Origin of the sequence: Chryseobacterium sp. UNC8MFCol, from assembly GCF_000482305.1 — a bacterium.
GTDB lineage: Bacteria > Bacteroidota > Bacteroidia > Flavobacteriales > Weeksellaceae > Chryseobacterium > Chryseobacterium indologenes.
In genome coordinates this window covers 160399-186439 of sequence record NZ_AXUZ01000003.1, presented here as the reverse complement: position 1 = coordinate 186439, position 26041 = coordinate 160399, and the positions used below count along the sequence as shown (strand labels likewise).

At 37.0% G+C, this 26041-nt stretch carries 16 protein-coding genes and 1 riboswitch; of the genes, 11 read left to right on the top strand and 5 right to left on the bottom strand.

The window, feature by feature from the left end; genetic code table 11:
- Positions 1–29 precede the first annotated feature (29 nt).
- The 4 genes from M030_RS0100880 (at position 30) to pckA (ending at position 5601) form a co-directional block, all read left to right on the top strand.
- The gene (locus M030_RS0100880) at positions 30–1997 is read left to right on the top strand and encodes a LysM peptidoglycan-binding domain-containing protein (protein WP_051584829.1); all 1968 of its coding nucleotides are present in this window, start codon (positions 30–32) and stop codon (positions 1995–1997) included.
- 70 nt (positions 1998–2067) lie between these two features.
- Positions 2068–2943: an ACP S-malonyltransferase gene (gene fabD / locus M030_RS0100875; RefSeq protein ID WP_027371806.1), complete on the top strand. Its 876-nt coding sequence runs from the start codon at positions 2068–2070 to the stop codon at positions 2941–2943.
- An 8-nt stretch (positions 2944–2951) separates the two neighbouring features.
- Positions 2952–3857 carry a GYDIA family GHMP kinase gene (locus tag M030_RS0100870; protein WP_027371805.1) on the top strand — a complete coding sequence of 302 codons (906 nt, stop codon included), beginning with the start codon at positions 2952–2954 and terminating at the stop codon, positions 3855–3857.
- Between the two features lie 127 nt (positions 3858–3984).
- Complete coding sequence (gene pckA, locus M030_RS0100865) at positions 3985–5601, top strand: phosphoenolpyruvate carboxykinase (ATP) (protein WP_027371804.1); 1617 nt, start codon at positions 3985–3987, stop codon at positions 5599–5601.
- Positions 5602–5789: 188 nt separating this feature from the next.
- Here the strand turns inward: pckA and M030_RS0100860 are convergent, their stop codons facing one another.
- Both M030_RS0100860 and M030_RS0100855 read right to left on the bottom strand, forming a co-directional pair.
- Entirely contained in the window at positions 5790–6197 is a 408-nt protein-coding gene (locus M030_RS0100860) for a type II 3-dehydroquinate dehydratase (RefSeq protein WP_027371803.1), read from the bottom strand.
- Positions 6198–6227: 30 nt separating this feature from the next.
- Positions 6228–7181, bottom strand: a complete 954-nt coding sequence (locus M030_RS0100855; protein ID WP_123840751.1) for a helix-turn-helix domain-containing protein — start codon at positions 7179–7181, stop codon at positions 6228–6230.
- 544 nt (positions 7182–7725) lie between these two features.
- Here M030_RS0100855 and M030_RS0100850 point away from each other — a divergent pair.
- From M030_RS0100850 to M030_RS0100820, 7 genes are all read left to right on the top strand, one after another.
- Positions 7726–8685, top strand: a complete 960-nt coding sequence (locus tag M030_RS0100850) for a hypothetical protein (RefSeq protein ID WP_123840750.1) — start codon at positions 7726–7728, stop codon at positions 8683–8685.
- 36 nt (positions 8686–8721) lie between these two features.
- Positions 8722–9672 carry a hypothetical protein gene (locus tag M030_RS0100845; protein WP_155860225.1) on the top strand — a complete coding sequence of 317 codons (951 nt, stop codon included), beginning with the start codon at positions 8722–8724 and terminating at the stop codon, positions 9670–9672.
- 156 nt (positions 9673–9828) lie between these two features.
- Positions 9829–10263, top strand: coding sequence for a hypothetical protein (locus M030_RS0100840; protein ID WP_027371799.1), 435 nt, complete (start codon positions 9829–9831; stop codon positions 10261–10263).
- A 49-nt stretch (positions 10264–10312) separates the two neighbouring features.
- Positions 10313–10639, top strand: coding sequence for a transposase (locus M030_RS0100835; protein WP_027371798.1), 327 nt, complete (start codon positions 10313–10315; stop codon positions 10637–10639).
- Between the two features lie 19 nt (positions 10640–10658).
- Complete coding sequence (locus M030_RS0100830; protein ID WP_027371797.1) at positions 10659–11975, top strand: hypothetical protein; 1317 nt, start codon at positions 10659–10661, stop codon at positions 11973–11975.
- A gap of 341 nt (positions 11976–12316) precedes the next feature.
- Positions 12317–12413: riboswitch (SAM riboswitch) on the top strand.
- A gap of 83 nt (positions 12414–12496) precedes the next feature.
- Positions 12497–15436, top strand: coding sequence for a SusC/RagA family TonB-linked outer membrane protein (locus tag M030_RS0100825; protein ID WP_027371796.1), 2940 nt, complete (start codon positions 12497–12499; stop codon positions 15434–15436).
- Positions 15437–15452: 16 nt separating this feature from the next.
- Positions 15453–16946 carry a RagB/SusD family nutrient uptake outer membrane protein gene (locus M030_RS0100820; protein WP_027371795.1) on the top strand — a complete coding sequence of 498 codons (1494 nt, stop codon included), beginning with the start codon at positions 15453–15455 and terminating at the stop codon, positions 16944–16946.
- Between the two features lie 500 nt (positions 16947–17446).
- On the opposite strand, the gene M030_RS23530 is transcribed toward M030_RS0100820, so the two are convergent.
- The 3 genes from M030_RS23530 to M030_RS24805 are packed head-to-tail and all read right to left on the bottom strand — an operon-like array spanning position 17447 to position 25811.
- On the bottom strand, positions 17447–24325 hold the full coding sequence (locus M030_RS23530) for an RHS repeat-associated core domain-containing protein (RefSeq protein WP_185097374.1): 6879 nt from the start codon (positions 24323–24325) through the stop codon (positions 17447–17449).
- Between the two features lie 31 nt (positions 24326–24356).
- The gene (locus M030_RS0100805) at positions 24357–24842 is read right to left on the bottom strand and encodes a hypothetical protein (RefSeq protein ID WP_051584827.1); all 486 of its coding nucleotides are present in this window, start codon (positions 24840–24842) and stop codon (positions 24357–24359) included.
- A 6-nt stretch (positions 24843–24848) separates the two neighbouring features.
- Entirely contained in the window at positions 24849–25811 is a 963-nt protein-coding gene (locus M030_RS24805) for a hypothetical protein (protein WP_051584826.1), read from the bottom strand.
- Between the last annotated feature and the right edge of the window lie 230 nt (positions 25812–26041).

Sequence of the window (26041 nt, the reverse complement as noted above, 5' to 3'; positions counted from 1 at the left end):
AGTATTTTTGTAAATTATAATTATCGAATATGATAAAGAGGTTTTTTATTCTATCCAGTTTATGTATGGTTTTGGGAGTTTCAGCTCAGAAATCGCACACAGTTGTACAAGGTGACAACCCTTACAACATTGCAAAGAAGTATGGAATGACTGTAGATGAATTGCTGAAGCTAAACCCTAAGCATAAAGATGGTAAGCTTGCTATCGGAGATGTTTTAACAATAAAATCCGATAAAGCAACAGCTCCTGTTGCTGCCAAAGCGGTTGTCGCTGAAAAAGTGAAAACAACTCCTGCCACGAGCGCTGCTTTAGGGAAAATTGTTTTACAGCCCAAACAAACCATATACGGAATTACCAAGCAATACAGGATTTCTGAAACCGATTTAAGAAAGCTGAATCCTGAATTGGATTCTCATATGAAAATCGGAGATGAAATTACGTTACCTCTTGCCAGTATCAAAAAATATGGTGACAGCCAGCAGGTTATTGCAGCGGAAAAACCGGCTGAAACAGTTGTTGAAAAACCAACAACCGTAATAACAACTAATACTGTTGCACCGGTAGAAGGAGAAACATACGTGATTCAGGCAAAAGATAATTATTACAGAATTACAAAACAATTTGGGATCAACCAACAGGATCTTTTTGCCTTAAATCCAGGGTTGGAGGAGAAAGGGTTAAAGCCTGGTGAAACCATTAAAATAAAAAAATCAACACCTGCCACTGAATCAGTTGTAGCTGAACCAGAACCTGTAAATCCAAAAACAAAAGTAGATTCAGGCAATGACAGATCTTCATCTGCTTCCGGAAATGTGGTTGCAGGAGATGATTATGTAACCTATACGGTTCAGCAGGGAGATACAGTTTTCTCTATTGTCAACAGATTCGGAGTTTCAATTGATGATCTGATCGCACTTAACCCCGAGCTTTCTCACGGATTAAAATCAGGAATGGTTTTGAAAATCAAAAAGCAGGATCCTGCTTACGTGAAGAAAAACGGTGATGCCCTAAGCGTAGTATTGATGCTTCCTTTCGGGTACAGTACCAATGAAACCCAATACAGAGGGATGGCTCTTGACTTTTTGACAGGTGCTAAACTGGCCATCGAAAGAAATGCCAAAGGAGGGCAAAAACTTGATATCAAAGTAGTAGATTCAGGAAATGAAGCTTCATTTAAGAATTCTCTGACACAGATTAATCCTGAAAATACAGATCTTATTATAGGTCCTTTCTTCAAATCCAACGTAATAGACGTACTGGATTTTACTAAAAATCAAAAAATACCGGTAGTGGCACCATTTGCTAATACCCCGGAACTTTATAACTACAGCAACCTGATCATTGTTGAAACCAATAATCAGACCTATGCTGACAAAATTGTTGAAGAAGTAAAAGCGGTCTATTCGGATCAGAAAATATATGTGGTAGCAGACACTAAAAAAGAAAATGCCAACTACATCAAAGCCGGTCTTGAAAAGACGCTGAAAAATCCTAATGTTGTCATCGTTACCTCTCCGGCAGATATTCAGCTGGATCAGAATATGATGACAGGACAGGCTGCCCCTGTTATCGCTGTCTTAGCTAATGATGATATGGGTGACGCATTTGCAAATAAAGTCATTGCTCTTTCCAAAGAAGCTCAGGGAGTGAAAGCATTCAGTATGTTTTATGCACCTGTATTTGAAAAGAAAGTGGATGATCTGAGCCAGGCAAGCCTAGTATATCTGATGGATAGAAAGATCAACACAGACGGTAATTTTGAAAAAGAGATTCTTGCAGCTTATAAAAGCAAGTATTGCAAAATACCTCCTAAATATGCAATCGTAGGTTTCGATGTCGTGAATGATATGTTGACCAGGGAAAATAAAAAAGGAGAAATATTCAGACAGATGAACAAAGTACAGACGCAGCTTGCTACCAAGTTTGAGTTTGTAAAATCAAAGGCTAATGGTGCTTATGTAAACACCGGCTACAGAGTAATCAGGCTGGTTCCCTAGATGATTTATATCTGGTTAAAAGAATATTGTTTACATTATCATTATATTTGCATAATATTTAATTCAGTACATGAAAGCACTTGTATTTCCAGGGCAGGGTTCTCAGTTCGTAGGAATGGGAAAAGAATTGTATGATTCAAGAAAAGATATCAAAGATCTTATGGAATCAGCCAATGAAATTTTAGGTTTCGATATTCTTTCCATTATGTTTAACGGAACGGATGCAGACCTGAAGAAAACAGAGGTTACCCAGCCTTCAATTTTTATACACTCGGTAGCAGCACTAAAAGCAGTAAACGGTCTTGGCGCTGAAATGGTGGCAGGACACTCATTAGGAGAGTTCTCAGCATTGGTTGCTAATGGCGTTTTATCTTTTGATGACGGTTTAAAACTGGTATCAGAAAGAGCTAAGGCCATGCAGGAGGCTTGCGATGCCAATCCAAGTTCTATGGCTGCAATTTTAGGATTGGAAGATGCTAAAGTTGAAGAAATCTGTGCTCAGATCAGCGGAATTGTTGTTCCTGCTAACTACAACTGTCCGGGACAACTGGTGATTTCAGGAGAAACACCTGCGGTAGAAGAAGCTTGTATAAAACTTAAAGAAGCTGGAGCAAAAAGAGCTTTATTACTACCCGTAAACGGAGCTTTCCATTCACCATTGATGCAGCCGGCACAGGAAAGATTAGCGGCAGCTATTGAAAAAACAAAATTCAGAAAAGCCACTATTCCCGTATACCAGAATATTACGACTACTGCAGTAACCAATCCTGAGGAAATCAAGCAAAATCTGATTGACCAGCTTACAGGACCGGTAAAATGGACTCAGTCTGTTCAGAATATGATCAAAGACGGAGCCTCCAATTTTATAGAAGTAGGACCAGGAAAAACCCTTCAGGGATTGATCAGAAAAATTGACGGATCAGTAGAAGCTACTTCTGCAATCTAAATAAAAATATGAAAGCGATTTTTTCACCGGGAAAGCTTATGCTTACTTCAGAATATTTCGCAATAGATGGAGCTCTTGTCTTAGCGGTACCAACCAGGCTGGGACAAGAGTTTTTTTTTGAAGAAAGGGAAGATAAAAAATCTTTAATTCTTTGGGAAGCCTACCATCAGGACAAATTATGGTTAACAGCTGTCATAGACTATAACAACTGGCAGATTGTAGAAACCAATATCCCTTCAAGTGCTGAATTTATTCTAAAAACATTATACAATGTTCAGCAACTTTCTACCACAAGATTTAAAAGCGATCTCAGTTATCATTTAAAAACAAATCTTCAGTTTCCTGCTGACTATGGTCTTGGGAGTAGCTCTACCCTGATGAATAATCTTGGCGAATGGGCAGATATCAACCCTTTTCACCTGAATTCAATCAGTCTTGGAGGGAGCGGATATGATATTGCCGTTGCAAAAGAGAAATCTGCTATCCTTTTTCAAAATAAACCTGAGATCAGATATGAAAAAGTAGATTTTAATCCTCCTTTTAAAAATGAGCTGATATTTATTCACTTAAATCAAAAGCAAGACAGCAGAGAAGGAATCACTCTTTACAAGTCGAAAAATAAATCACCGGAATTGATTAATGAATTTTCAGATATCACAAAGAAAATTTTATTATGCAATGAATTGGAAAGTTTTTCTGAATTAATGATGATTCATGAACGTAAAATTGCAGATTTTCTTGAAATACTCACAGTTAGAGAAAAGCTATTCTCTGATTGTCCTTCCTTTGTCAAAAGTTTAGGCGCATGGGGTGGAGATTTCGTGATGAGTGCCAAATTTGGGGGCTTTAAAGACTATTTTTGGGAGAAAGGATTTACAACCGTTTTTGAATGGCCTGAAATAATCAGCTTATAGTCAGTATCTTACAATCCTGTTTTTTTATTTGTCATTCTGACTTATATCAGTATATTTAAACCGTCTTTAACAAATAATTAATATTATTTTTGTTGAACTCAATAAAGAAATAGAAAATATAAGTAAAATGAAAAACACTAAAATCATCCAGGATTTAGAAAAATTGGGGATTAAAGGAAACTATGAAGTGGTGTATAATCCTTCTTACGAAGAATTGTACCAGGCTGAAGTTTCTCCTGAAAATCAAGGATTTGAGAAAGCTGAGCTTACAGAGTCTGGCGCGGTATCGGTAAAAACAGGAATTTTCACAGGTCGTTCACCTAAAGACAGATATATTGTTCAGGATGATGTTACAAGAGATACAATTTTCTGGGATGGTAAAGTAAATTTACCAACTACATCAGAAATTTTCGGTTCTTGTAAAGAATTAGTGCTGAACCAGCTTGCTGAAGCTAAGAAAATTTATGTAGTTGATGCTTTCTGCGGAACCAACGCAGATACAAGACTTAAAGTAAGATTTATCGTGGAAGTAGCATGGCAGGCGCATTTCGTTACTAATATGTTCATTCGTCCTTCTCATTATGAGCTTGAAAACTTCGGAGAACCTGATTTCACGGTAATCAACGGATCAAAAACAACAAATCCAAACTGGGAAGCTCAGGGATTAAACTCCGAAAACTTCATCATGTTCAACCTTACTGAAAAACTACAAATCATCGGTGGTACATGGTACGGAGGTGAAATGAAGAAAGGAATGTTTGCCATGATGAACTATTACCTTCCATTAAAGGGTATGGCTTCCATGCACTGTTCTGCAAATGTTGGAGAAAAAGGAGATGTAGCTTTATTCTTTGGTCTTTCAGGAACAGGGAAAACAACATTATCTGCTGATCCTAAAAGATACCTTATCGGTGACGATGAGCATGGATGGGATAACAACGGAGTATTCAACTATGAGGGAGGATGCTACGCTAAAGTTATTGACCTGTCAGAAGAAAAAGAACCGGATATTTTCAGAGCCATCAAAAGAGATGCTCTTCTTGAAAATGTTGTGGTAAACAATGGTGTTGCTGATTATAAAGACGGATCTATTACTGAAAATACGAGAGTTTCTTATCCAATCTATCATATTAACAAAATTGTATTGCCATCTAAAGCAGGACATGCGAAAAAGATCGTTTATCTTTCTGCAGATGCTTTCGGGGTATTGCCTCCGGTTTCTATCTTGAATGAAGATCAGGCACAATATCATTTCCTTTGTGGCTACACTTCTAAATTAGCAGGAACTGAAAGAGGAATTACTGAGCCTCAACCATCTTTCTCACCTGCATTTGGTGAAGCATTCCTTACATTACACCCAACCATGTACTCTAAAACATTGATCGGTAAAATGAAAGAACACGGTGCTAAAGCATATTTAGTGAATACAGGCTGGAATGGTACAGGAAAGAGAATTTCTCTGAAAGATACCAGAGCGATCATTGATGCAATTATTGACGGTTCTATTGATAATGCACCAAAAACTCAAGTTCCCATCATGAACCTTGAAATTCCTACAGAGCTTCCAAACGTTTCTACAGGTATTTTAGATCCTAGAGATACATACGAGAATACTACAGACTGGGAAGAAAAAGCAAAAGATCTTGCTTCAAGATATATCAAAAACTTCGAGCAGTATTGTGATACAGAAGAAGGAAAAAGATTAATCCCTTCAGGGCCTCAATTGCAGGAACAAACAATCTAATAAGATTATAAGACATAGGAAAGCCTCATCAACGATGAGGCTTTTTTATTTTTACTCTCGCTGATTAAGCTGATTTTGCAGATGTTTGGGGAAAAATATGAAACCCTATAAAAATAAGATCTGCGTAATCTGTAAAATCTGCGAGCAAAATAGTTATATATTATAAAATCTGAAGATTCATCATTTGGTTATTTCAGACTGAGAATGGCCAATCTGTATCCATCCATCCCGAATCCGGATAAAACCGCATCAGTATTAGCTGCTGTCACAGATTTCTGCCTGAACTCTTCTCTTTTGTAGATATTACTGATGTGAACTTCCACCTTAGGTTTTCGTATGTTTTTTAAACAATCTGCTATAGCATAGGAATAATGGGTAAAAGCTCCGGGATTAATAACCACAGCATCAAAATCATCTTGCTGAAGTATGTTGATCAGTTCTCCCTCAATATTAGACTGATAATATTTTAATTCATAACCAGGAAACTCAGATTGTAAGGTTTCCATATAGGCCTCCATGGAGATTGTACCATAAATTTCCGGTTCTCTGGTGCCTAAAAGATTCAAATTAGGCCCGTTAATAATCAAAACTTTCATATAAAAAATTTACCCAAAGATAAATATTTTCTACTGATCTTGATTATCAACAGTGTTCACGTTTTGCTGGATGTATTCTGATGGGGTAATTCCTTCGATCTGTTTAAAAACTCGGTTAAATGTCGATTGATTAGAAAATCCCGCCTCAGTATAGATGTACATTAAAGTAGCCTTTTGGAAATCTGTTTCCGTAAACAGTTTTTTTACATGATTAATTCTGTAGGTATTAAGGTAGGTACTGAAATTTGGATAGCCTTTATAACGGATAGCTTTGGAGATATAAGCACTATTAACTTCTAAAACTACACTCAATCTTGAAAGATTCAGTTTGGTATCTTTAAACAGCATATCCTGAGTCATAGCGGATTCGATTTTTTCAAACAATTTCTCAAAAGCTTCGCTATCTGCTGACTCTGCTGGTGTTCTAATAACCACTTCAGTTGGGTCTTCTTTATTAATTATGAGAGCATCCTCTGCATAGATATTATCCAATGTTTCCGGCTTTTTAATTTTGTCTTTATAATAAATGAGTAAAAAGACCACCGAAATGTTGGAGATAAATAATAAGGTATCATTGAACTTAACTTCTTCCTGTGTATGCTTGGGAAGATTAAAACTGAAATGATTGGCGACTACACTTACTGCCACAATTGTAACCACCACATATAAGGTATATAATAATACTTCCTTATTTGAAAAAAAAATATAAGCACCCAATGGAATGGGAAGTAATATGGAAAAACTAGCCACAGAATTTTCCCAAAAGGACAGTATAATATAGAAACTGTAAATGGGAACAGAAATCAGAAAAGTATGGACCAGTAAATCGGGTGAAAGCCTTTTCCGGGTAAAAACATAAGGACAGCTGAGAAGCAATAACCCCGCAACCAGATACCATGACATTATAGTGTCATGAATAAAAAATGCAAAGATGACAATATAAACAGCAATTATGAAAGTCATAAGCGCTACATATCTGTCCATCAATTCAAGTTTCAATTTTCTTATTTGTTCTTTTCTGGCACTCAATATAACAGTTCAAATTATTTTTTATTCACCATATCTAACTGATTTCTCAAAATTCATTTATATAAAGTATTGGTTTTTAATTATGTATAAACTTTAAGTCATTTTCTGGATTCTCATTGATGCTTTAATTTTTTCAGCGGTTGTAAACTATAACTTTGCAACCGGGCGATGAAAAAAACAAAAATGAATTAAAAATTTTCTACCAACCAATTCTTCAATTTTCTTAAAACAAGCTTTTTTTTCCATAGCCTGTAACAATATTTTACATTCCAAGCCTGAAATGTAACAATGTTAATTTTAGCTAAAATATAGAAAAAAGTACAAAGCTGCTTCACCAATAACAATTCTTTTTTTGTGAGTTATTATGGTAAGCTTATCACTCTTGCCTGTTATATATGTGAAGATTTGGAGTTGTTTTAATAATCAATTGCCGTAGTAAAGGGACGGCAGACCTGCTAAGGGTCAGTAAGTATTGAATGATATAAAGATATAATTAAGGATGAAAAAAATTATTTTTAGTATTGCAGTCTTCTGCAGTATGATTACTATGACTTGGGGACAAGTTGGAATCGGAACAGCCACACCAAGAGGGGCTTTGGATATTAACAAGCCTACCACCAATACCTTTGGGTTAGTACTTCCTACTAATTCAGAAACTGGAAATATTATCAATCCTCAGGGAGGAAACGTTGCTGCCGGAACCATTATATATGATTCTTCTCAGAATTGTATCAGACTCTACAGAACAAGCGGTTGGTCGCAATGTTTGTCTGATGCAGCAGAGAGACCTGAAGTTGCGCGTGTTGCTTCCTGGTCCACATTTTCTATTGGAAGCTCCAATCTGAGTACTTTCAATTCTCAACTTAACAGTGCTAACAATTACAGTGCCTTCGGAACTTATAAAGATGTTTCCGGATTCGAGTTTACTACTATTACTTCAAGTCTGGCAAGTACCTCAGTTGAAAGCCTGCTGGCTAATTTTGATATTATCAGTACGGGAACCGGTGCTAATATGAATGCAAATGATGCCGCCAAAATTAAAGAATATGTTGATAGAGGAGGAATTGCCATTATTATGCTAGATAATACTATTGGAACCAATCTCCTTCAGGCTTTTGAAGGTACTGGAACTGTAACTACGGGAACAATTAATGGAAGAAGTACAACAGATAATATCAATAACGGGATTTTTGGCGATGCCAGAGATGTGGTTTTAGCAGGTGTACCCGGTTCCGGCAGGATACAAACATCTCAACTCCCTACCGGCAGTAAACTTCTTGCCAGTGAAGGCGGTACTAATGCCGGAGTATGGATTTCAGGAGCTAATGGTAGAGCTATTTTCGTTTGGGATGAAGGAGTTTTCCGTGCTTCTGATGTTGAAGGAACTGCAATTGATACAAACCAGGAAAAATTTTTACACAATATAATGGCCTATGCCTTAAATAAAATAGGATCATAATCCCTTTAGATCCTTCAATTATACGATAGACAAGAAATGATAAAGAATAAATCTATTTACAGTATTGTTGTTTTGTGTACCATGGTATCGCTGGCATGCGGGCAGGTGGGTTTCGGAACGACAACGCCGAGGGGCGCTTTAGATATTAATAAACCTTCAACCAATACTTCCGGATTGGTATTGCCCACTAATTCGGCTGTCGAAAATATGGTTAATCCTCTTGGAGGAGATGTTGCTGCCGGAACAATTATGTACGATTCCACTAAGGACTGTATCAGGCTGTATAAATCCGGTGGCTGGTCCCGATGCTTATCAGGCAAAACTAAAACTAAAAAAGCTCCTGTTGGTCGTATCGGACAATGGGCAGTTCCTGCGGGGATTGCTTTTAACACTCAGCTTACTGATGCTAATAATTACAGCTCTTTTGGGACTTATAAGAAATTTTCAAGACTTAAGCTTACTGACATTACCTCTTCTTTATCGGATATGACAGTGGAAGATTTGCTTGCCAGATTCGATATCATCTTTACAGGATGGAATGGCTCAGATATAAGTGCGTCGGATGCAAGTAAAATAAAGGAGTATGTAGATCGTGGAGGTGTTGCTCTTTTATCACTTGATAGAAATGTGGGATCAAATCTACTTCAGTCCTTTGGAGGTAATGGAACGGTAGGTAATGGTGGCGTTGTTGCCAGAAGTACAAACGACGATGTTAATAATGGGGTGTTCGGAGACACAAGGGATATGCCGATCTCAGGTGCTAATACTGCAGGAAGGGTTCTGATGTCTCAATTACCTGTCGGCAGCCGGCTTTTAGCTACTGAAGCAACATCTAATGCTGGCGGATGGATTACCGGGGCAGGGGGAAGAGCCGTTTTCTTTTGGGACGAAGGTGTTTTTCGCGCCTCTGTAGCTGGAGCAATAGATACACCACAGGAAAGATTTATTCATAATGTGGTAGCGTATACATTAGACAAAACGAGGTGATCTTGTTTTCTATGACTCGCTTTTTGGATTATGACAGTATGTTCAACCTGATTAACAAACAGACACAAGTGTTATTATAGGATACAAAAACACAAATGATGATTATTTGCATATCATCTTAGAAAGCAAAGACTTTATAGAAAAAATTCTTTACAAATGAAATTTGATTTTAAAAATATTCATATCGGTGAATGTATCAGGAACAGGATTGAGGAGATGGACCTCTCTGTGGCAGGTATCAGTACATTTCTTGAGATTAATGAAGAGGAGGTGTGTGAAATGTTCACCCAAAACAGCTTAAGTACAGAATTGCTTATGAAGTGGAGTAAACTGTTACAATACGATTTCTTCAGAGTCTATTCACAGCATCTTGTCATGTTTGCCCCTCCGGGTAATAGTCAGAATACATTCAATAAGCAATTTTCTTTACGGTCCAGGTTCCGTAAAAATATATATACTAAAGAATTAATACACTTTGTATTGGAGATGGTGAACACAGACCGGAAAACAAAAAATGAAATAATAAATGATTACAAAATTCCCAAAACAACACTTCATAAATGGATGGCAAAGTATAATATCTCAGATTAAAGATTTTTAGATATGCCTGATTCTCTGCAAATTAATTTAAACATGGAATATGAAAACTGAACAACCTGACTACAGAAAGATATATACTGATATCATTTTTATGAAACATCCTGAAAAACTGGATGCATGTAAAGCTATTTTACAAAAGAAAACCTTCACAACATTAGATGTGATCAAAATCAATCAGTTAATATTTGGAGTAGATAAAGAAGGCTACAGCGGATCCAGTCAGAAATATAAGGCATATGATCAGAATGCCATTGTAGAGATTCTGGAATTCCAGAAGAAAAGTGGTTACAACAACATGCAGACTGCTAAACAATTTAAAATAAGCCGAAACACACTCGCAAAGTGGAAAAAGATGTTTCAGATTTAATTTATATAAAATACAAAGGATGAAAAAACAGAAATTATTACGTTTACTCACATTTTTACTTTCGTTTTTTTTAATTAACGGACAAATAGGAATCAATACAGCTAAGCCTTATCATAAAGCAATGCTGGAAATTTTTTCTAATGATAAAGGATTTCTTCCCCCACGGCTTACTACGGCTGAAAGAGATATTCTTCTCCCGGCGGATAGTTTAAACCTTGATGCCGAAGGAATGACGATTTACAATAAAACAGTTCATTGTCTGGAGTTCTGGAACAGTATGGAATGGATTAATATGTGCCAGGGAAGATCTGCTGTATATATTATTAACTGTGAACCAGTAGTTAGCGGAAGCTTCTATGCGGGAGCTCCAGCTTCCGGTTCTGTGAGAATTAAAGTAACCGTAAGCCGGCCAGGAAGTTATAAGATAAGTACAGCTGTCATCAATGGAATGAGCTTTAACGGAGAAGGAAATTTTGAAACTACCGGAGAACAGTATGTCATTCTTTCGGCTGAAGGAACTCCCGTGCAGACTGGAAATTATACCTATTCAATTGTTACTCCTTCAGGATATGAAAACTGTACTTTTGCGGTTAGGGTCACGGGCCAGCCTTCCGGCAAGGTGGTGAGAATACTTTCTATTGTTCCTGATGCCTGGAACGGAACTTTATCCACAGATTCTTACGGACGATATTCATCAGTAGCTCGTTCCAAACTGACAAATCCAAGTAATTTCGGACCCAACGGAAGTGTAGTGATGGCCAACTTTATTTTTAATACCATTAACATCCGGACTGCAAGCCCGGCAGAGTTATCACAGGCAATAGACAATTCGGACATTGTTTGGATCGGGTATGTGTATACCAGTTATTTTTCTGATCAGAGTATCGCTGTTTTAAGACAGAAAATACAGGAAAAAAGAAAATTTTTTGTGATAGATGCGGAGCATCAGAACCTTACTCCTATCAATAAGCTGAATATTGGCTATACCGCACAATATATCAATTCTCAAAGTCCGGGTTCTTTTTTCACTACAAGTTCTCAGGGACCTAACAGTGGAGCATTTGGCACCCTTCCTGAAAACACAAGAATACAAACTAACCGATATATGGGAAGGATTACTCAGTTTCCGGCCACTGCCAAAGTTTTTATGAAGGACAGTGCGGGGAGAGTTGCCGGAACTTTAGATGATAATGTATTAGTCTATACGGATGTCAATTTATTTTACAATTACGAATCTGCGGATAAATTTTATAATGAGGGAACAGGGTGTACAGAAAGCTCAAATGCGAGAATGTTTTGCAATATGTTTGATATTGCGGTTAACTACGTAAGATAAAAAAATACTATATAAACCATAATCCTAGGCTACCAGTTGTTTTTTGATTCGGAACACAAAATATTGGATAATTTCCAACCTGATTGTTCAATTAATAAATATATATATGGTAGGGAATGACATCTTCGGATGTCATTTTTTTTGTTTACAGTGAGTTTGAGTTATTGAATTATTTTTAATGATATTTATCATGTTTGTTAAAATACTAATTGATGTAATCAGTTATTTTAACGGCTTTTGATAAAATCTTATGTTAATTTTAGTAAAATTATCATGAAAAAACATAAAGTCTACTTGTTTTGTGGACTAAATATTTATAGCTTTGCAAACATATTTCGATCGGCTTATAAAGAAAGACGGAGGGAACTGACCCTGAGAAGTCTTAACAACCTGCGTTGTGTAAGGTGTTACATTCAGCCTTTAATGGAAAAATAAGCATTTGGTTTATCGTATTTATCGATGCCCTTTGCTGTTTATTCTGCAAGGGGCTAAATTTTAATATATGATAAACAAAATTGATTATGATTAGTAAAAGTTTAATTGATTATAAAGTTTGGATTCCGCCGGTAGCTGCGTTTTTCTTAGGAATTACCGGTGTAAGCGGACAGGATTCAAAGCTAAAAAAAGATACACTCAAAGAAAAAGAGATTGATGAAGTAGTGGTAGTTGCCTACGGAAAGGCAAAGCGAACAAGCTATACAGGTTCTGTAGCCACCATTTCCAGTGAAAAAATCAATAACAGGCCGGTAACGAACATTACAAAAGCTCTGGAAGGGCAGGTCCCGGGGATTCAGACCACAAGCGCATCGGGGCAGCCGGGTTCTACAGCGACCATCCGAATCAGGGGAGTAGGGTCTATCAGTGCCGACAGTAATCCTCTTTACGTAGTAGACGGAATTCCTTTTGACGGAAATATCAACGCGATAAGCCCTAATGACATTGAATCTATCAGTGTTTTGAAAGATGCTACAGCAAGTGCGTTGTACGGTTCCAGAGGAGCTAACGGAATTATTATTATTACCACGAAATCCGGTAAAAAAGGCGAGGCGAGAGTCAATTTTAATATCAGCCAGGGATTTTCCGGCAGAGCAGTAAAAGATTACGAACAGGTAAGTACCGACCAGTATTTCCAATTGTATTGGGAAGCAATGAGAAACGGCTACCAATCCGGACAAATCACTGCTCAGCAGGCGGCCCAAATGGCTACAGATAACCTTACTTCAGGTGTAGGATTATCGATAAATCCTTATGGAACAGCATATCCAAAACCTGTAGGTACAGACGGTAAATTATTGGCAGGAGCAAGACCATTGTGGAACGACAACTGGAAAGATATTTTACAGAGAGTAGCTTCCAGAAATCAGGTAGATCTGGATATCAGCGGAGGAAGTGAGAAAAGTAACTATTTCTTTTCATTGGGTTATCTTGATGATAAAGGAATGGCCATTGAATCTGGATTTAAAAGATACAATACGCGATTAAAAATCAATTCTGAAGTAAAAAGCTGGTTGAATGTTGGGGTGAACTTAAGCTATACCAACAGTATTCAGCAGGCACCTCCTTCGTCAGATTCCAAGTCCAGCAATATCATTCAGGCAGCAAGGGTGATCCCTTCTTTCTATCCGTATTATGAAAGAAATCCTGATGGAAGTTATGTATTGGATGCCAGCGGAAATACCATTTATGATTTTGGTAAATACAGACCAGCAAATGCCCTTCAGAACGAAAATGCAGCGGCAACTTTACCATTGGACAAGAATGAAAATAAGGAAGATAACTTCTCAGGAAAAGGATTTTTTGATTTTACCTTCTTACCGGAATTAAAGTTCAGATCAAGCTTTTCTGTTGATTTGGTTAATTATAACGGACATTATTATTCGAATCCACTGATAGGACAGGGAAGTGAAACCAACGGTTCAGTGACAAGATCCAATAGCAGGACTTTATCTTATACTACGAGTAATATTTTGACCTTTGATAAGAAATTTGGAAAACACCACTTCAATATCTTAGGCGGCCAGGAATTTTATAAATATGATTACCAGACCATCTCCGGAACGCGAACTCAGTTTTCACTGCCATACTATTATGAGCCTGATGCTGCCGCGTTGTTGGGAAGCTTCAGTGGAAACAGCGATAAAGTCAGCCTTTTAAGTTTCCTGGGTAAAGTAGAGTATGATTATAACAATACGTACTTCTTATCTGCTTCAGGAAGAGCAGACGGTTCTTCAAGGTTTTCTCCGGGGAACAGATGGGGAAAATTCTGGTCTGTGGGAGGTTCATGGAAAATTTCAAATGAAGAATTTATCAAAAACCTCAATGTCTTCAATCAATTGACTCTTCGTGCCAGTTATGGTGGCCAGGGAAATGATAAATTATTACAGCCTAATAAATCTCCGTTGTATTATGCTTACCAGGAATTATACAAATTCTATAATAATCTGGGTGAGCCCGGAACAGTTCTTGAAAAAGCATTGACAGAAAACCTGAAATGGGAAACCAACCTTAACTTGAATGTAGGATTGGAGTTTGCAATTCTTAATAACAGAGTTAAAGGTAATGTGGAATATTTTGAGCGAAAAAGCCAGGATCTTCTGTTTAACATGCCGGTAGCCCCATCACTGGGGATCAGTGACTTCCCTGCGAACATCGGAACGATAAAAAATACAGGATTCGAGTTTTCATTGTTTACAACGCCGATTAAGACAGATGATTTCAGATGGGATTTGGATGTTAACCTGAGTACTTTAAAAAATACCATAACGAAACTTCCTAAAGGTTCTATTGTAACAGGAACCAAGTTATTGCGCGAAGGAGGATCTGTATATGATTTCTATCTTGCGGAATGGGCTGGAGTGGATCCGAATAACGGAAATCCGCTATGGAAAACATTTACCACTGATGCCAATGGAAATACAGTGGAAGGCACAACTTCTGAATTTGCAAAGGCTACGAGAACAATACAAGCCTCCGCATTGCCGAAACTTACCGGAGGAGTAAGTACCAATATCTCTTATAAAAACTTTGATTTTTCTGCATTGCTGACCTTTAAAATCGGAGGAAAAGTTCTGGATACTGATTATACTTCAATTATGCATAGCGGAAATTCAGCGGGACGTGCATGGAGCGCTGAAATGCTGAACCGATGGACACCGGACAACCGTTATACAGATGTTCCTGCACTGACTACGACACTTACCAACTGGACGGGCAATTCTACCAGATTTTTATATTCAGGAACATATGCAAGACTTAAAAATATAAGTTTAGGATATACCCTTCCATCTGATTACTTTGAAAAAATAGGATTGAAAAAATTCAGAATTTATGTTCAGGCAGAAAACCTTCTGACATTCTATAAACATAAAGGAATGGATCCTGAGCAGGCACTGGATGGAACGACGTATTACAGATATCCGGCCATGAGAACAATTACTTTTGGTCTTCAGGCAACGCTTTAACTTTAAAATTAAAACAATGAAAAATTTAAAATATTTATCTTTTGGTCTGATCGGATTGGGGTTGCTTACCAGTTGTGAAAGTGAGTTGGAAACAGCTCCGACAAATCAGGCAAATCAGGTTGAGGTTTTCAAAACTGCAGAAAGTGCAGAAACCGTCATCAACGGAGCATGGGCTAAGTTTAATGATGATGGAACAACCTATGCCAATATCGGGTATTCAACGGTTTTAAGGGCCAGTGATGCCATGGGAAGTGATGTAGCGGTGCTTACCAATAAATATGGTTTCTCTTCTACCTATCAGTTTGCAGAAATGTCGAATAGTACAGCCGCCCGGCCTCTGTTTATCTGGTCTATGCTGTATTCGACCATTAATAATATGAACAATGTTATTACAAAAATTGACGGAACAGAAGGCAGCCAGGAAAAGAAAAATCAGGTGAAAGGGCAGGCGAAAGCCTTACGTGCATTCTGCTACCTCAATATTGCCAGCTTATACCAGTTCAGTTATTTGAAAGATAAAACGGCTTTGACAGCTCCTATTTATACGGAACCTTCGACAATCAATACGCCTGCAAAGAAAAGGTCAAGCCTGGAAGATATTTATACTTTGATTAAAAGTGACCTGACAGATGCGGATGTTTTATTGAAGGATTATGACCGAAATAATAAGGATAAAATTAACCGTGCAGTAGTGAACGGGCTTTTGGCAAGAACTTATTTAAATACCGGAGACTGGAGTAAAGCTTCTGCTTCTGCGAAAATCGCAAGAGAAGGATTTCCTTTGATGCCGGCTGAAAAATACAAGGACGGATTCAATGATATCAGCAATGTAGAATGGATCTGGGGACACGGCCAAACGCAGGAGCAGTCGGATGCGAGCTATGCTTTCCACTATCTGGATGTGTCTTCATCAGGAAGTTTCTACTACAGTTTTATGGCTGATCCTTACTTTAAGGATTTGTTTGATACGAATGACATCAGGTACCAGTTGTTTTCTTGGGATGGTCTTAAAGGAAGGGAAGGATTGCTGAGATATGCCAAGTTTAAGTTTAAACCCACTCTTATCGGAGATCTTGTGTATATGAGAGCTGCTGAAATGTACCTGATCGAAGCCGAGGCCGAGGCAAGAACAGGAAATACATCACAAGCTGTAACGGTTTTAAATCAATTAAAATCAGCGAGAAAAGCGAATGTATACACCGGTTCTTCCGCTCAAAGCGACGTGGTGAAAGAAATTCTGATTGAAAGAAGAAAAGAACTCTTCGGAGAAGGGTTTGCCCTTTCAGATATTATCAGAACGGAGGGAACAGTCGTAAGAAAACCATTTGTAGGAACAGACGGAAAACCAGTGAAAGTTCAGATCACTACTCCGGACGGAACCGTGAAAACAGTTGACGGAAGAGGGCATTCTATTTTTGCTTTCCCTGATAAGACCGCCTTTATTCCGAACAGCAAGTATTACTTATTCAGTATTCCACAGAGAGAAGGGGAGAATAACCCGAATCTGTAAGATAAAGTCCATAGTTTATAATTAGATTGATTTTTTTAGCCATCGCGTTTGCGGTGGCTTTTATTGGTGAGACTGAAAAAAAATAGCCACAAATTTAAATTTGTGGCTACTTTTTTATAGTTTATAAATTTCCGTTGTAATAAAATGTATAAACCTTGTTGGGTAAACTTATATAGACTGTATCTATTGTCATTTTTTCTCTATCAATCTTCTTAAGATAGACATTTTCGTTAGAAGATATGTCTATTTTTCCAAAAGTAGTTGATTGAATGCTCGCAGCCGTGATAAGTTTGTTTTTAAAAGCAATGTATATCGAATAGTTATTTTGTGTATTGTAGATGGTATTTACACCTACTTTTACGTAATTAATTCTACCATCTGCTTCCTTTAATTCATAATACTCCTTATTTTTTTTTAAACTATCAAGTGACTGGTAGCTTTTGAAATTGCTTGAAATACAACTAGTTATTAAAAAAAGTGATAAGAGCAATAAAATACATTTATTCATCTTTAGATATTCTATATATTTTAAACATTTGTGTGGCATTGTATTCATTGGTTCCAAAGGTTTCATACGGATCTCCTTTCATGAAAAGCTGCTCCCATATTCCTTTTACCTGGAAATTCGTCCAACCTTGTATATAAACCTGAAATATATGTCCAAATTCGTGCCCAAATGTAGTAAAATGAGTTAGTGCTCCTTCAGCCCCAAATGTGGCTACATTATTTCCCCAGGTAACTTCTCTTCTAAATTCGTTTATAGAATATCCTCTACTATTTGAGGTGAATAATTTTGCGAAGAAAGGCTGTGCCAGTTGATATAGACCCTTGTTTCTCCATTTTACATGTTTATATGAAATATCTAACTCCTTAGACATTGATTTTACATCTTGAAGCTGTGTTTCTGTTGGTTTATACGTTGCCCCAAAAACAGTAATCATAAACGCTGCCTGTCCGGCTCCATTATAGGCTCCGTTTTCAAAGCCACTCTTAATTCCTTGCCATACATTTGTTCCACGGAACATTGCTGTAAATCCACCTGAAATAGCACCTGTTATTCCATATTTGGTAGAGTTATAGAGAATTTCTCCTACTGCATTTTTGGTCCAGCCCCAAACACCTTTTCCGCTCAAACCTTTCCATCCTGGTAGCTTATTTCCAACAAATGCCCCAATCATTGAAGAAGTAATTGTTATGGCATCAATTTTTCCTTCCAACATAGACTGAGTGGTAATATTAGAAAGAAGTTCCCATGTTCCATTGTTAAGAATGGCACTACTTGGACTGAATAGTGCTGCACCTAAGCCGTTTAATCCTCCGGAGATTGCGCCTGCAATAGCTCCTCCCAATACTGCTTTACCAAAACCACTCCAATCTTTGGTAATCAAACCTTTAACTGTATATGCCAAAATACCAATGCCTGCTCCTATAATAGCACCGTATGCTGCTCCTATAGCGATTTTGATAAGAACAGGTATCAAGAACTGAAGAAATTCCCCGCTAGGATCATTAAACATCAACGGATTATTCAAAACATATCCGTATTTGTTATAATTTTGGGTATCATAAGGATCCTGAATATGTTCATCAGCATTTAAGAATCTTCTTAATAATGGGTCATATAATCTTCCGTTCATATGGATGATTCCTACCTCCATAAAATGTTCATGAGAAGTATAACCTCTTTCCAGTAGTAATCCTCCTTTATTTACAGTTTCCTGAATTTTGTTTATATCAGATATAATTGGTCCATTAGCTATTTGAAGGTGAGTCATATTTCCCCATGCATCAAAATGTCTTTGTTCCAGTTTATTTCCTGCTTCATCACTAATGGCCAGGATACTTCCCAAATAATCTTTGTGCAAGAATTTATAAGAACCAGAAACCTCTTCATAGTTCTTTACATAGATAATATCACTTTCATAAGGAGTTCCACCAATATAAAGAATATGCTTTTCTTTACCTGTGGCGTTATCTTTTACAACTTCGAAGCTTCCGTCTTCACTATAGTATTTGGTGAACTTGCCATCTCCATCGTTAGCGAAATTCCCACCATAGGTAACTCTTTGTCTCATTGCCGTCAATCCATATTGGAAAGCAACATCACCTTTCATGCCATCAATAAATACAGGATCATTGTTTTCGTTATAAGCAATATTTTGAATTAAATCATTGTTATAATTTTGCGTTCCTGCTGCATTAAGGGTCATTCCTGTAGGCTGATAGATTTTAGAAGAATTATCAAATTTAATTTTTCCTACCTGATCATTTTCTAAGATTCTACCCTTGGTATCATAAACATTAAGTACTGCATTTTGTGTTTTAACTCCTGTTACGGGATTGGTCCAGTTGATAAGTCTGTTATTATCATCATAATCAAATGATTCTGCAATATAGAAATCACCTTCAGTAGTTCTGGTTTCCAATTCATTCTTAACGGCATTGAAATTATAGGACAGTCGTAAGATATGTTTTTTAACGGCTGAACCATGGTTTACCTGGCTTAAAGTGCCATCAGGCTCATACGTTTGGTTAATTTCAGCAGCTCCTAGCTGAGCTTTAAGAACCTGACCTCTTGCGTTTACATCTTTCAGTTCCCAAAGAGTTTTTCCAGAGTTTTTATCTTTTACCAGATATAAATCTCCATTCCATGGGTTGTATACATTTTCTACCTGAACTTTTGTGAGTACCCCGGAAGAATATAGTTGTTTTTCGTAAGAAATAATTCTTGCTTTATCATCATAGGTAATTCCTTTTTGGATAAAGTATTTGTCATTACTACTTTCAGAAGATGATAATACTCTTCCTTGCTGATCAAAAGTGGTTGTTGAGCTGTACGTTTTTCCTTTAGAGGTTCCGGTCTTTGAAATAAGCCTTCCCTTATCATCGTAGCCGAAAGAAATTAGCTTATTAGTTGCCTGCCCACCATCTGTTGTAGAGAGTTCTTTTTGAGAAGTAAGCTGCCCAAGATTATTATAAGTATATTCTTTAGTACCCTTAGGGCTAATAGTTTTTTTGGTTTGCCCAAATCCATTATATTCATATTTGTAAGTGCCATTAGACGGATCATTTAATTCTGATTTTCTTCCCCATGAGTCATATTTGATAATTACGGTATTTTCAGCATATTGTGCCTTAATTTGCTCTCCGACAGCATTGTAAGAGAATGTGATAGTGCCTCCTTTATCTGTAGATGATACTACGTTTCCTAAGGCGTCGGTTGTTTTGGAAGTTGTTCTTGTATAACCATTGAGTTCTTTTTCTGTTGTAGTTCCGCCAACAATTGAAGTTTCCATCTGCTTACCTGTAAATGCTGTAGCGGTAACTTTGGTTGGAAATACAGAATCATCATAAACTATAGTATTCCATTGCCATGCACTTGCCCCTTCAGCATAAGGCTCACTTTCACTTGTTTTTCTTCCTAGTGCATCATATTGAATATCAATATTGAGGAATTGTCCTTGTTGAAATGCTTTTGTAGATGCTTTGTATTTCTGTCCAAACTTATTGGTGTATTTTTTTGAAGTATTTCCATGAGGCTCATGCTGTACTACTATACTGTTGTATTGATCATCTTTAATATATTCAAAAGTGGTTGTTCCACCTAAGCTGGTTTTTGATTTCATTAATTTACCCCATGTATCATATTCGTTTTCTAGAATATTTCCAAGAGGATCAGTCTGTTTTGTAATCTGTCCCCAATTATTGTAAACAATATTGGTAACTAGCCCTAAGTTATCAGTTTTTTTAACAACAAATCTACCCTTTTCATCAAATTGTGTATTTACAGTTTGTGACTGAGAATCTATACTGTTAGTTGTTGTTTTCTGTGTAATATTTCCAAAAATATCATAATTGTAGTTCTCCAGCAGCCATCCTGTATTATCTCTATTCCAGGTTTTCTTTGTCTTCACCGAATTATTTTCGTACGTGTATTCTTCTTTGGAAGACTTGGTGTCATTATATGCCTGTTTGATTTCTGTTTTTTCGTGCGGTCTGCCAATATAATACTCTGCCCCTGTTCCGGATGGGTTATGGAAGTAGGTAAATGCTGAGGTCGTAACGGCATATCCATTATTAATATTGGTAATATTTTGTGACGGGAGATAATAATTTCCGTAGGTAATTGTATTCTCTGCAAAAGTGTTTGTTAAGAAATCTTTTGTTTTGATTATTTTCGGTACAATTGCTGTTACTGTCTTGGACTTATCATTTTCTGAAACTACAGCAGTAACCTGACCATTTATTAATTTGTCAGCTTGGTAAATGGTAGATTTGAAGGTTAATAGCTGGCTATTGTTTTCAGAGATATCCGCCGGGAAAACTTTTGTTTCGTCAGTTGTACGGATAGACCATTCTTTAATGGGTAAACTTTCGTTCAGAGGATCTATTTCCACACCGTTCCATATTTTAGTGTTTTCAAGACCATCCGCGTACCATGATGAACGTGCAGTTTGACGGAATCCAACTGTTCCACGACCCTGTAGATGAGCTAACAATCCTCTGTAACGGAAATCCTGCTTTTTACCTTCTTGTTGCAGTTGTGACACAGCGTAAGATTGTTGAACATTAGCAAGCTCCATAAAAGGATACTTCTCTTTCTTTACAGCCTGATAGAAGTTAGGTGAAGCTACAGGGTCAAGCTCTTTATAGCTGATATCCGTTTTTACACCGCCTTGGGTGATAGAACTGATACGGGCTTCTTTAGAAACATCATAAAAATCAATCCTAATTACTCTGTCTCCTGAAACCCCCCTGATGGGATTGGGGCTGACAAGTATGATCTGGTGAACGGATTGGTTTATTTTAAAGTTGCCTAAAAGCTCCTGCATGTCATATTTGGTTCTTTCATTAAGGTAAGTATGCGGATTATCTCTAAAGCCACTACTATCTCCTAAAGGTCCTTCATTGAATGCATAGCGAATATCATTGTTGAATTTTTTTTCTCCTGCAGATATTTTGATATCAACAGTATTGTAATAATAGATATTAAAAATGGTTAGAGAACCCCCGAGTTTAACTCTTTCTTTTCTATAGTTAAAAGTAACGAAATCACTCTTGCCATCCCTGTCTAGATCATAAGCCTGGTGGCTTGTTCTTTCCACAGTTGCAGTACCATCCTTATTCGAATTAACAAGCTGATCCTTTCGGAATAATGAAAAGCCAGGCTTAAATTCTTCTATAAAGGATTTCCCTGTTGACTGATATAAGTACCAATCTGTAGTAGTATCTGAAGCAGGAACTAATAAATCAGTTTTCCCATCTCCATTGAAATCACCCACAACAGCTCTTTTATTAACTCCCTTAATCCTTTCATCATTGAGATAAAAGCCGCGTTCGATAATTGAGTAAAGGTTATTGGAACCTTTCTGGAATTGAACAATAAATGCACGATTTCCACTATCAAAACGTAAGAAATCTGTTTTTCCATCTCCGTCAAAATCCCCAATTTTGTAAATCTCGAATATATCAGTATCATAAGGATAAAAAGACATCTGAGAATAGGATTGGGATGTATTGATTGTATTATCTAAATTAATAACAATATATCTTTTTCTGTCTTGAAAAGTCTCATCAAACTCAGGAAGACTAATTGGGCCATGAGGGTCTTGAGGTTTTTGAACTTTTGTATGTACAGCATCATTAAATCCCATCATGAGTTCAGAAATTCCGTCTCCATCAAGATCTAATTCGACAAGTCTCAGAGGAGTGGTCTTGAAACTGCTCCCACTTTCCATAGGGTCTATCTCAGGAGTTGTAAGATCATACACAGATTTAGGAAGAACCTTAGTATATTGATGTACTAGCTGATTATTCTGGTTAATCGAATAAACAAATAGTTGGATGTCCTTTGTATCATTGGCTACTTTATAAAAGGCAAATCCTTGTTGATTCTCCAGATTTCCTGATGTGTCTTTGAAAGAAATAGGAAGTGCTTTCTTAAATTCGTCCTTTGTAATATCTAATGAACCAAGAAATGTAAGTTCTTTCACTATCTGTGGTCCATCTAAAGCTTTTCTTGCCAGATACATTCCTGCTGGCTTAGTGGTTGGATTAACGCATACGGCATTAAAACCAGTGCCAGAAATACTTTCACAAGTTCTGAAAGGTTGATCTTTATATTCTAAAGCATCTATTTTTCCATCTCCGTCAAAATCTCCTAATACTCCTGATTCCAGAGAATGACTTGTCGATTGTAACCAGTTGGTGCCCCTTACCGAGCTTTCATATTCAAAGCTTACAGGATTGGCTGATTCATTAGCAGAGTTATATTCAGTAACTTTATCCAGAAATTGGTAATTTGTTCCGTTATTGTCTTTTTTATAAGCAAGACGGTAAGTTTTGAAAGGTTGTAAATGAGAGGTTACAATAATTTCTGACAGAATTTTATTCTGATTGTATTCCAAGCCTTGTACATAAGATTGTTCTTTTAAATCCCTGTCAATATAGATGAATTCAATTGAGTTGAAATGGGGCTTATTTAATGTTTCATTGCCTCCCCATTCTATTGAGGATATTCTCATGACACGATTTAAACTTCTGAAGCCTCCTGGAGTTGACTCAGATGCGTATTTGTAAGTAATGTGATTCCCTTGTGCATCTTTCCATTTTACAATATTATATTCTAAAGGTGTTGTCACTGTTTGACCTCCCCTAAAGCCTGCGGTATTTGCACCATATTGGGCTTGTGACCCATCTTCAAAGGTAACTTCAAAATGTGCAGGTCCGGCATCTTGTCCATTGAGACCGTAGGAGCCTACAGATTTAATTCTGATATTAGAATACTTTTCAGTAATGTACTCAGCACCGTCTTTTCCATATTCTCCAGATTTTAAAATCAATCTCTGTCCGTTGAAACTATAATAATCTGAGTAGTCTAATTGAACTCCTTTGATTTCTCCATCTTTTTCATGGTTTTTTCCGACCCTTGAAATTGATGTTATTCCTGAAAGATTCCAGCTATAGCCTGCAATGCCATTTCCGGTACCACTGGTATATACAAGATTAGCCTGAGGAACTACATTTTTTACTCCTGGTGGCAAAGCAATTGGTAATGTAAATTGTAATTGTCCAGTTCCTGTAACTTCTATATTTCCTTGGGTATCATGGAAGCTTTTACCCGTAGGGGCAGAAGTTCCACTTGGATTATTAGCTCCGGCATTTGAATTTATTGGTCCTCCGCCAGGATTCTCAGTGGCAGGACCTATTTTTGCTATAAAGGGATTCGAAACATCTCCTTTAGCGTTAAAACCTTGTGCCATGACCACTGCCTGCGGATCCTGTACCGTCCGCGAGGTGGATTCTGCCTGGTAGAGTATGGTTTGTGAAAAACCAAAGACCGAACACAAGGATAACATCAATGATGAAAATAATTTCATTGTATTTGTTAAATTATTAGTTGCTATTTTTCTATCTTTTAGTAACATTCCTTCCAAAGACTCTTCCGTCTTTCAAAGTAAAACGTAGTATGTAAACTCCCCAGTCATATCCTGTCATATTGATCTTCACCTGACGGTTTAATCCCGGAATATTCTGTTGTTGGAACTTCCAATGGACTGTACTGTGTTGATACAATGAGACGGATTCAATAAGACTGTCCAGCTCCTCTGTCCAGTCAATGGTTAAGTAATCATTTACAGGGACAGGGTAAAGTCTGACCTGTTTCCAGAATGTTTTTTCATCAATTATAGGCGCCTGTTGTGTAGTAGTGGTTACCTTTGCCTGCTCCTGCAATAGTGTTTCTTTTGGAAGGAGTTGTTCTCCTTTTTTGCCTGCGGCATTTGTTCCTCTGTATCGTTGGTTTCCGGCTTCGTCATATTTGAAATAGACTTCGGTTTGTGAATATCCTAGAAAACCGATGATAAGAGAAAATATCGAAAATAATTTTCTTTTCATGGATGATTATTTTTGAGCAGATAAAAGTTTCTGAATTTGTTGTTCTAATTGTTCAATCTTTTGTGATTGAGATTTTAACCGCTTATTCTGATCTATAGAATAAAGGGTTAACTCTTCAATTTTTTCAAGAAGCTTGGTATTCATTTCTGCGACATTGATTCCGTTTTTTAATACTTCATCAGCAGATGGTATATTAGGTAAATGACCTTTTTCTGAAATATGTTTTTCTACCTCATCCAAAGATTTCAATTGGTAGTCCTTTTTGAAAACATAATCCGCCCAAACATTTGCTTTTACTTCAACTTCTTTAGCCTCGATTTTACCATCGAATTTGGCAATTCCATTATTAAGGAATTTAATCCAGATTCCGCGTGTACCATCCTGAAACCCTACAAAAGACCCTCCATCATTACCATCATTAGGCTGAGCAATAATAATGTTATGCGAATTTCCCAAATTTCTTAAAACAGTATCTCCGATTGATCCCCCATAGCATCCGTTACAACTTACTTTAGCAATCTGAAATCTTCCTATTGAATTTCCTATTTCAAAAAGGGTACTTTCATTGCTATAAACCCTTAATGAAGCAGGTGAGTTGTTATCAGGATCATTTAAACCAATTTTTACTCTTCCATCGCTGGATTGGGTGAGAAGTCTGCTCCAGCTTCCCCATTGAGGATCGCTTGATAATGCATTTCGATAAAAAATTCCTCCATCATTAAAGTTAAGCTGATGGCGCTTGTTTCCTGAATTATCAAACCATGGAGCAATCGTCAACATCCCGGAGTAACTTCCTGTCCCGGGAACTCCTACAACATCTCTAAGTTTAAATTCTGCTTTAACTTCATGATTGTAAGCAGATGGTAAATCATTTGTGTTTCTGGTGTCATGAACAGTCAGTGCTGGTGCATTTTGTGCATAGGCTAAGCTTGAGAATGCCATTCCGGTAATCAGTAGTGTTTGTTTCATATATTATAAATAAGTTTAAAAATTGTTTTTGGAAATATTAGAAACAGTAGTATTTCTAAATAAGATGTAAATTGTATTGTCAAATTTGAGTGGCTATTTAAGTTTGAGCAAAGATAATAAATAGACACTAAAAAGTGTGTAAAAGAGTTAAATAATGTTAATCTTTAGATAGCTGTTTAATATCTTTGTTATGGTAAGGAATAATTTAAAAAGAATGGCATTTATTTTGG

Excerpts from the sequence above, each read along its gene's own strand:
- M030_RS0100880 (WP_051584829.1), top strand. The coding sequence starts at position 30 with ATGATAAAGAGGTTTTTTATTCTATCCAGTTTATGTATGGTTTTGGGA.
- fabD (WP_027371806.1), top strand. The coding sequence starts at position 2,068 with ATGAAAGCACTTGTATTTCCAGGGCAGGGTTCTCAGTTCGTAGGAATG.
- M030_RS0100870 (WP_027371805.1), top strand. The coding sequence starts at position 2,952 with ATGAAAGCGATTTTTTCACCGGGAAAGCTTATGCTTACTTCAGAATAT.
- pckA (WP_027371804.1), top strand. The coding sequence starts at position 3,985 with ATGAAAAACACTAAAATCATCCAGGATTTAGAAAAATTGGGGATTAAA.
- M030_RS0100860 (WP_027371803.1), bottom strand. The coding sequence starts at position 6,197 with ATGAAAGTTTTGATTATTAACGGGCCTAATTTGAATCTTTTAGGCACC.
- M030_RS0100855 (WP_123840751.1), bottom strand. The coding sequence starts at position 7,181 with ATGGACAGATATGTAGCGCTTATGACTTTCATAATTGCTGTTTATATT.
- M030_RS0100850 (WP_123840750.1), top strand. The coding sequence starts at position 7,726 with ATGAAAAAAATTATTTTTAGTATTGCAGTCTTCTGCAGTATGATTACT.
- M030_RS0100845 (WP_155860225.1), top strand. The coding sequence starts at position 8,722 with ATGATAAAGAATAAATCTATTTACAGTATTGTTGTTTTGTGTACCATG.
- M030_RS0100840 (WP_027371799.1), top strand. The coding sequence starts at position 9,829 with ATGAAATTTGATTTTAAAAATATTCATATCGGTGAATGTATCAGGAAC.
- M030_RS0100835 (WP_027371798.1), top strand. The coding sequence starts at position 10,313 with ATGAAAACTGAACAACCTGACTACAGAAAGATATATACTGATATCATT.
- M030_RS0100830 (WP_027371797.1), top strand. The coding sequence starts at position 10,659 with ATGAAAAAACAGAAATTATTACGTTTACTCACATTTTTACTTTCGTTT.
- M030_RS0100825 (WP_027371796.1), top strand. The coding sequence starts at position 12,497 with ATGATTAGTAAAAGTTTAATTGATTATAAAGTTTGGATTCCGCCGGTA.
- M030_RS0100820 (WP_027371795.1), top strand. The coding sequence starts at position 15,453 with ATGAAAAATTTAAAATATTTATCTTTTGGTCTGATCGGATTGGGGTTG.
- M030_RS23530 (WP_185097374.1), bottom strand. The coding sequence starts at position 24,325 with ATGAAATTATTTTCATCATTGATGTTATCCTTGTGTTCGGTCTTTGGT.
- M030_RS0100805 (WP_051584827.1), bottom strand. The coding sequence starts at position 24,842 with ATGAAAAGAAAATTATTTTCGATATTTTCTCTTATCATCGGTTTTCTA.
- M030_RS24805 (WP_051584826.1), bottom strand. The coding sequence starts at position 25,811 with ATGAAACAAACACTACTGATTACCGGAATGGCATTCTCAAGCTTAGCC.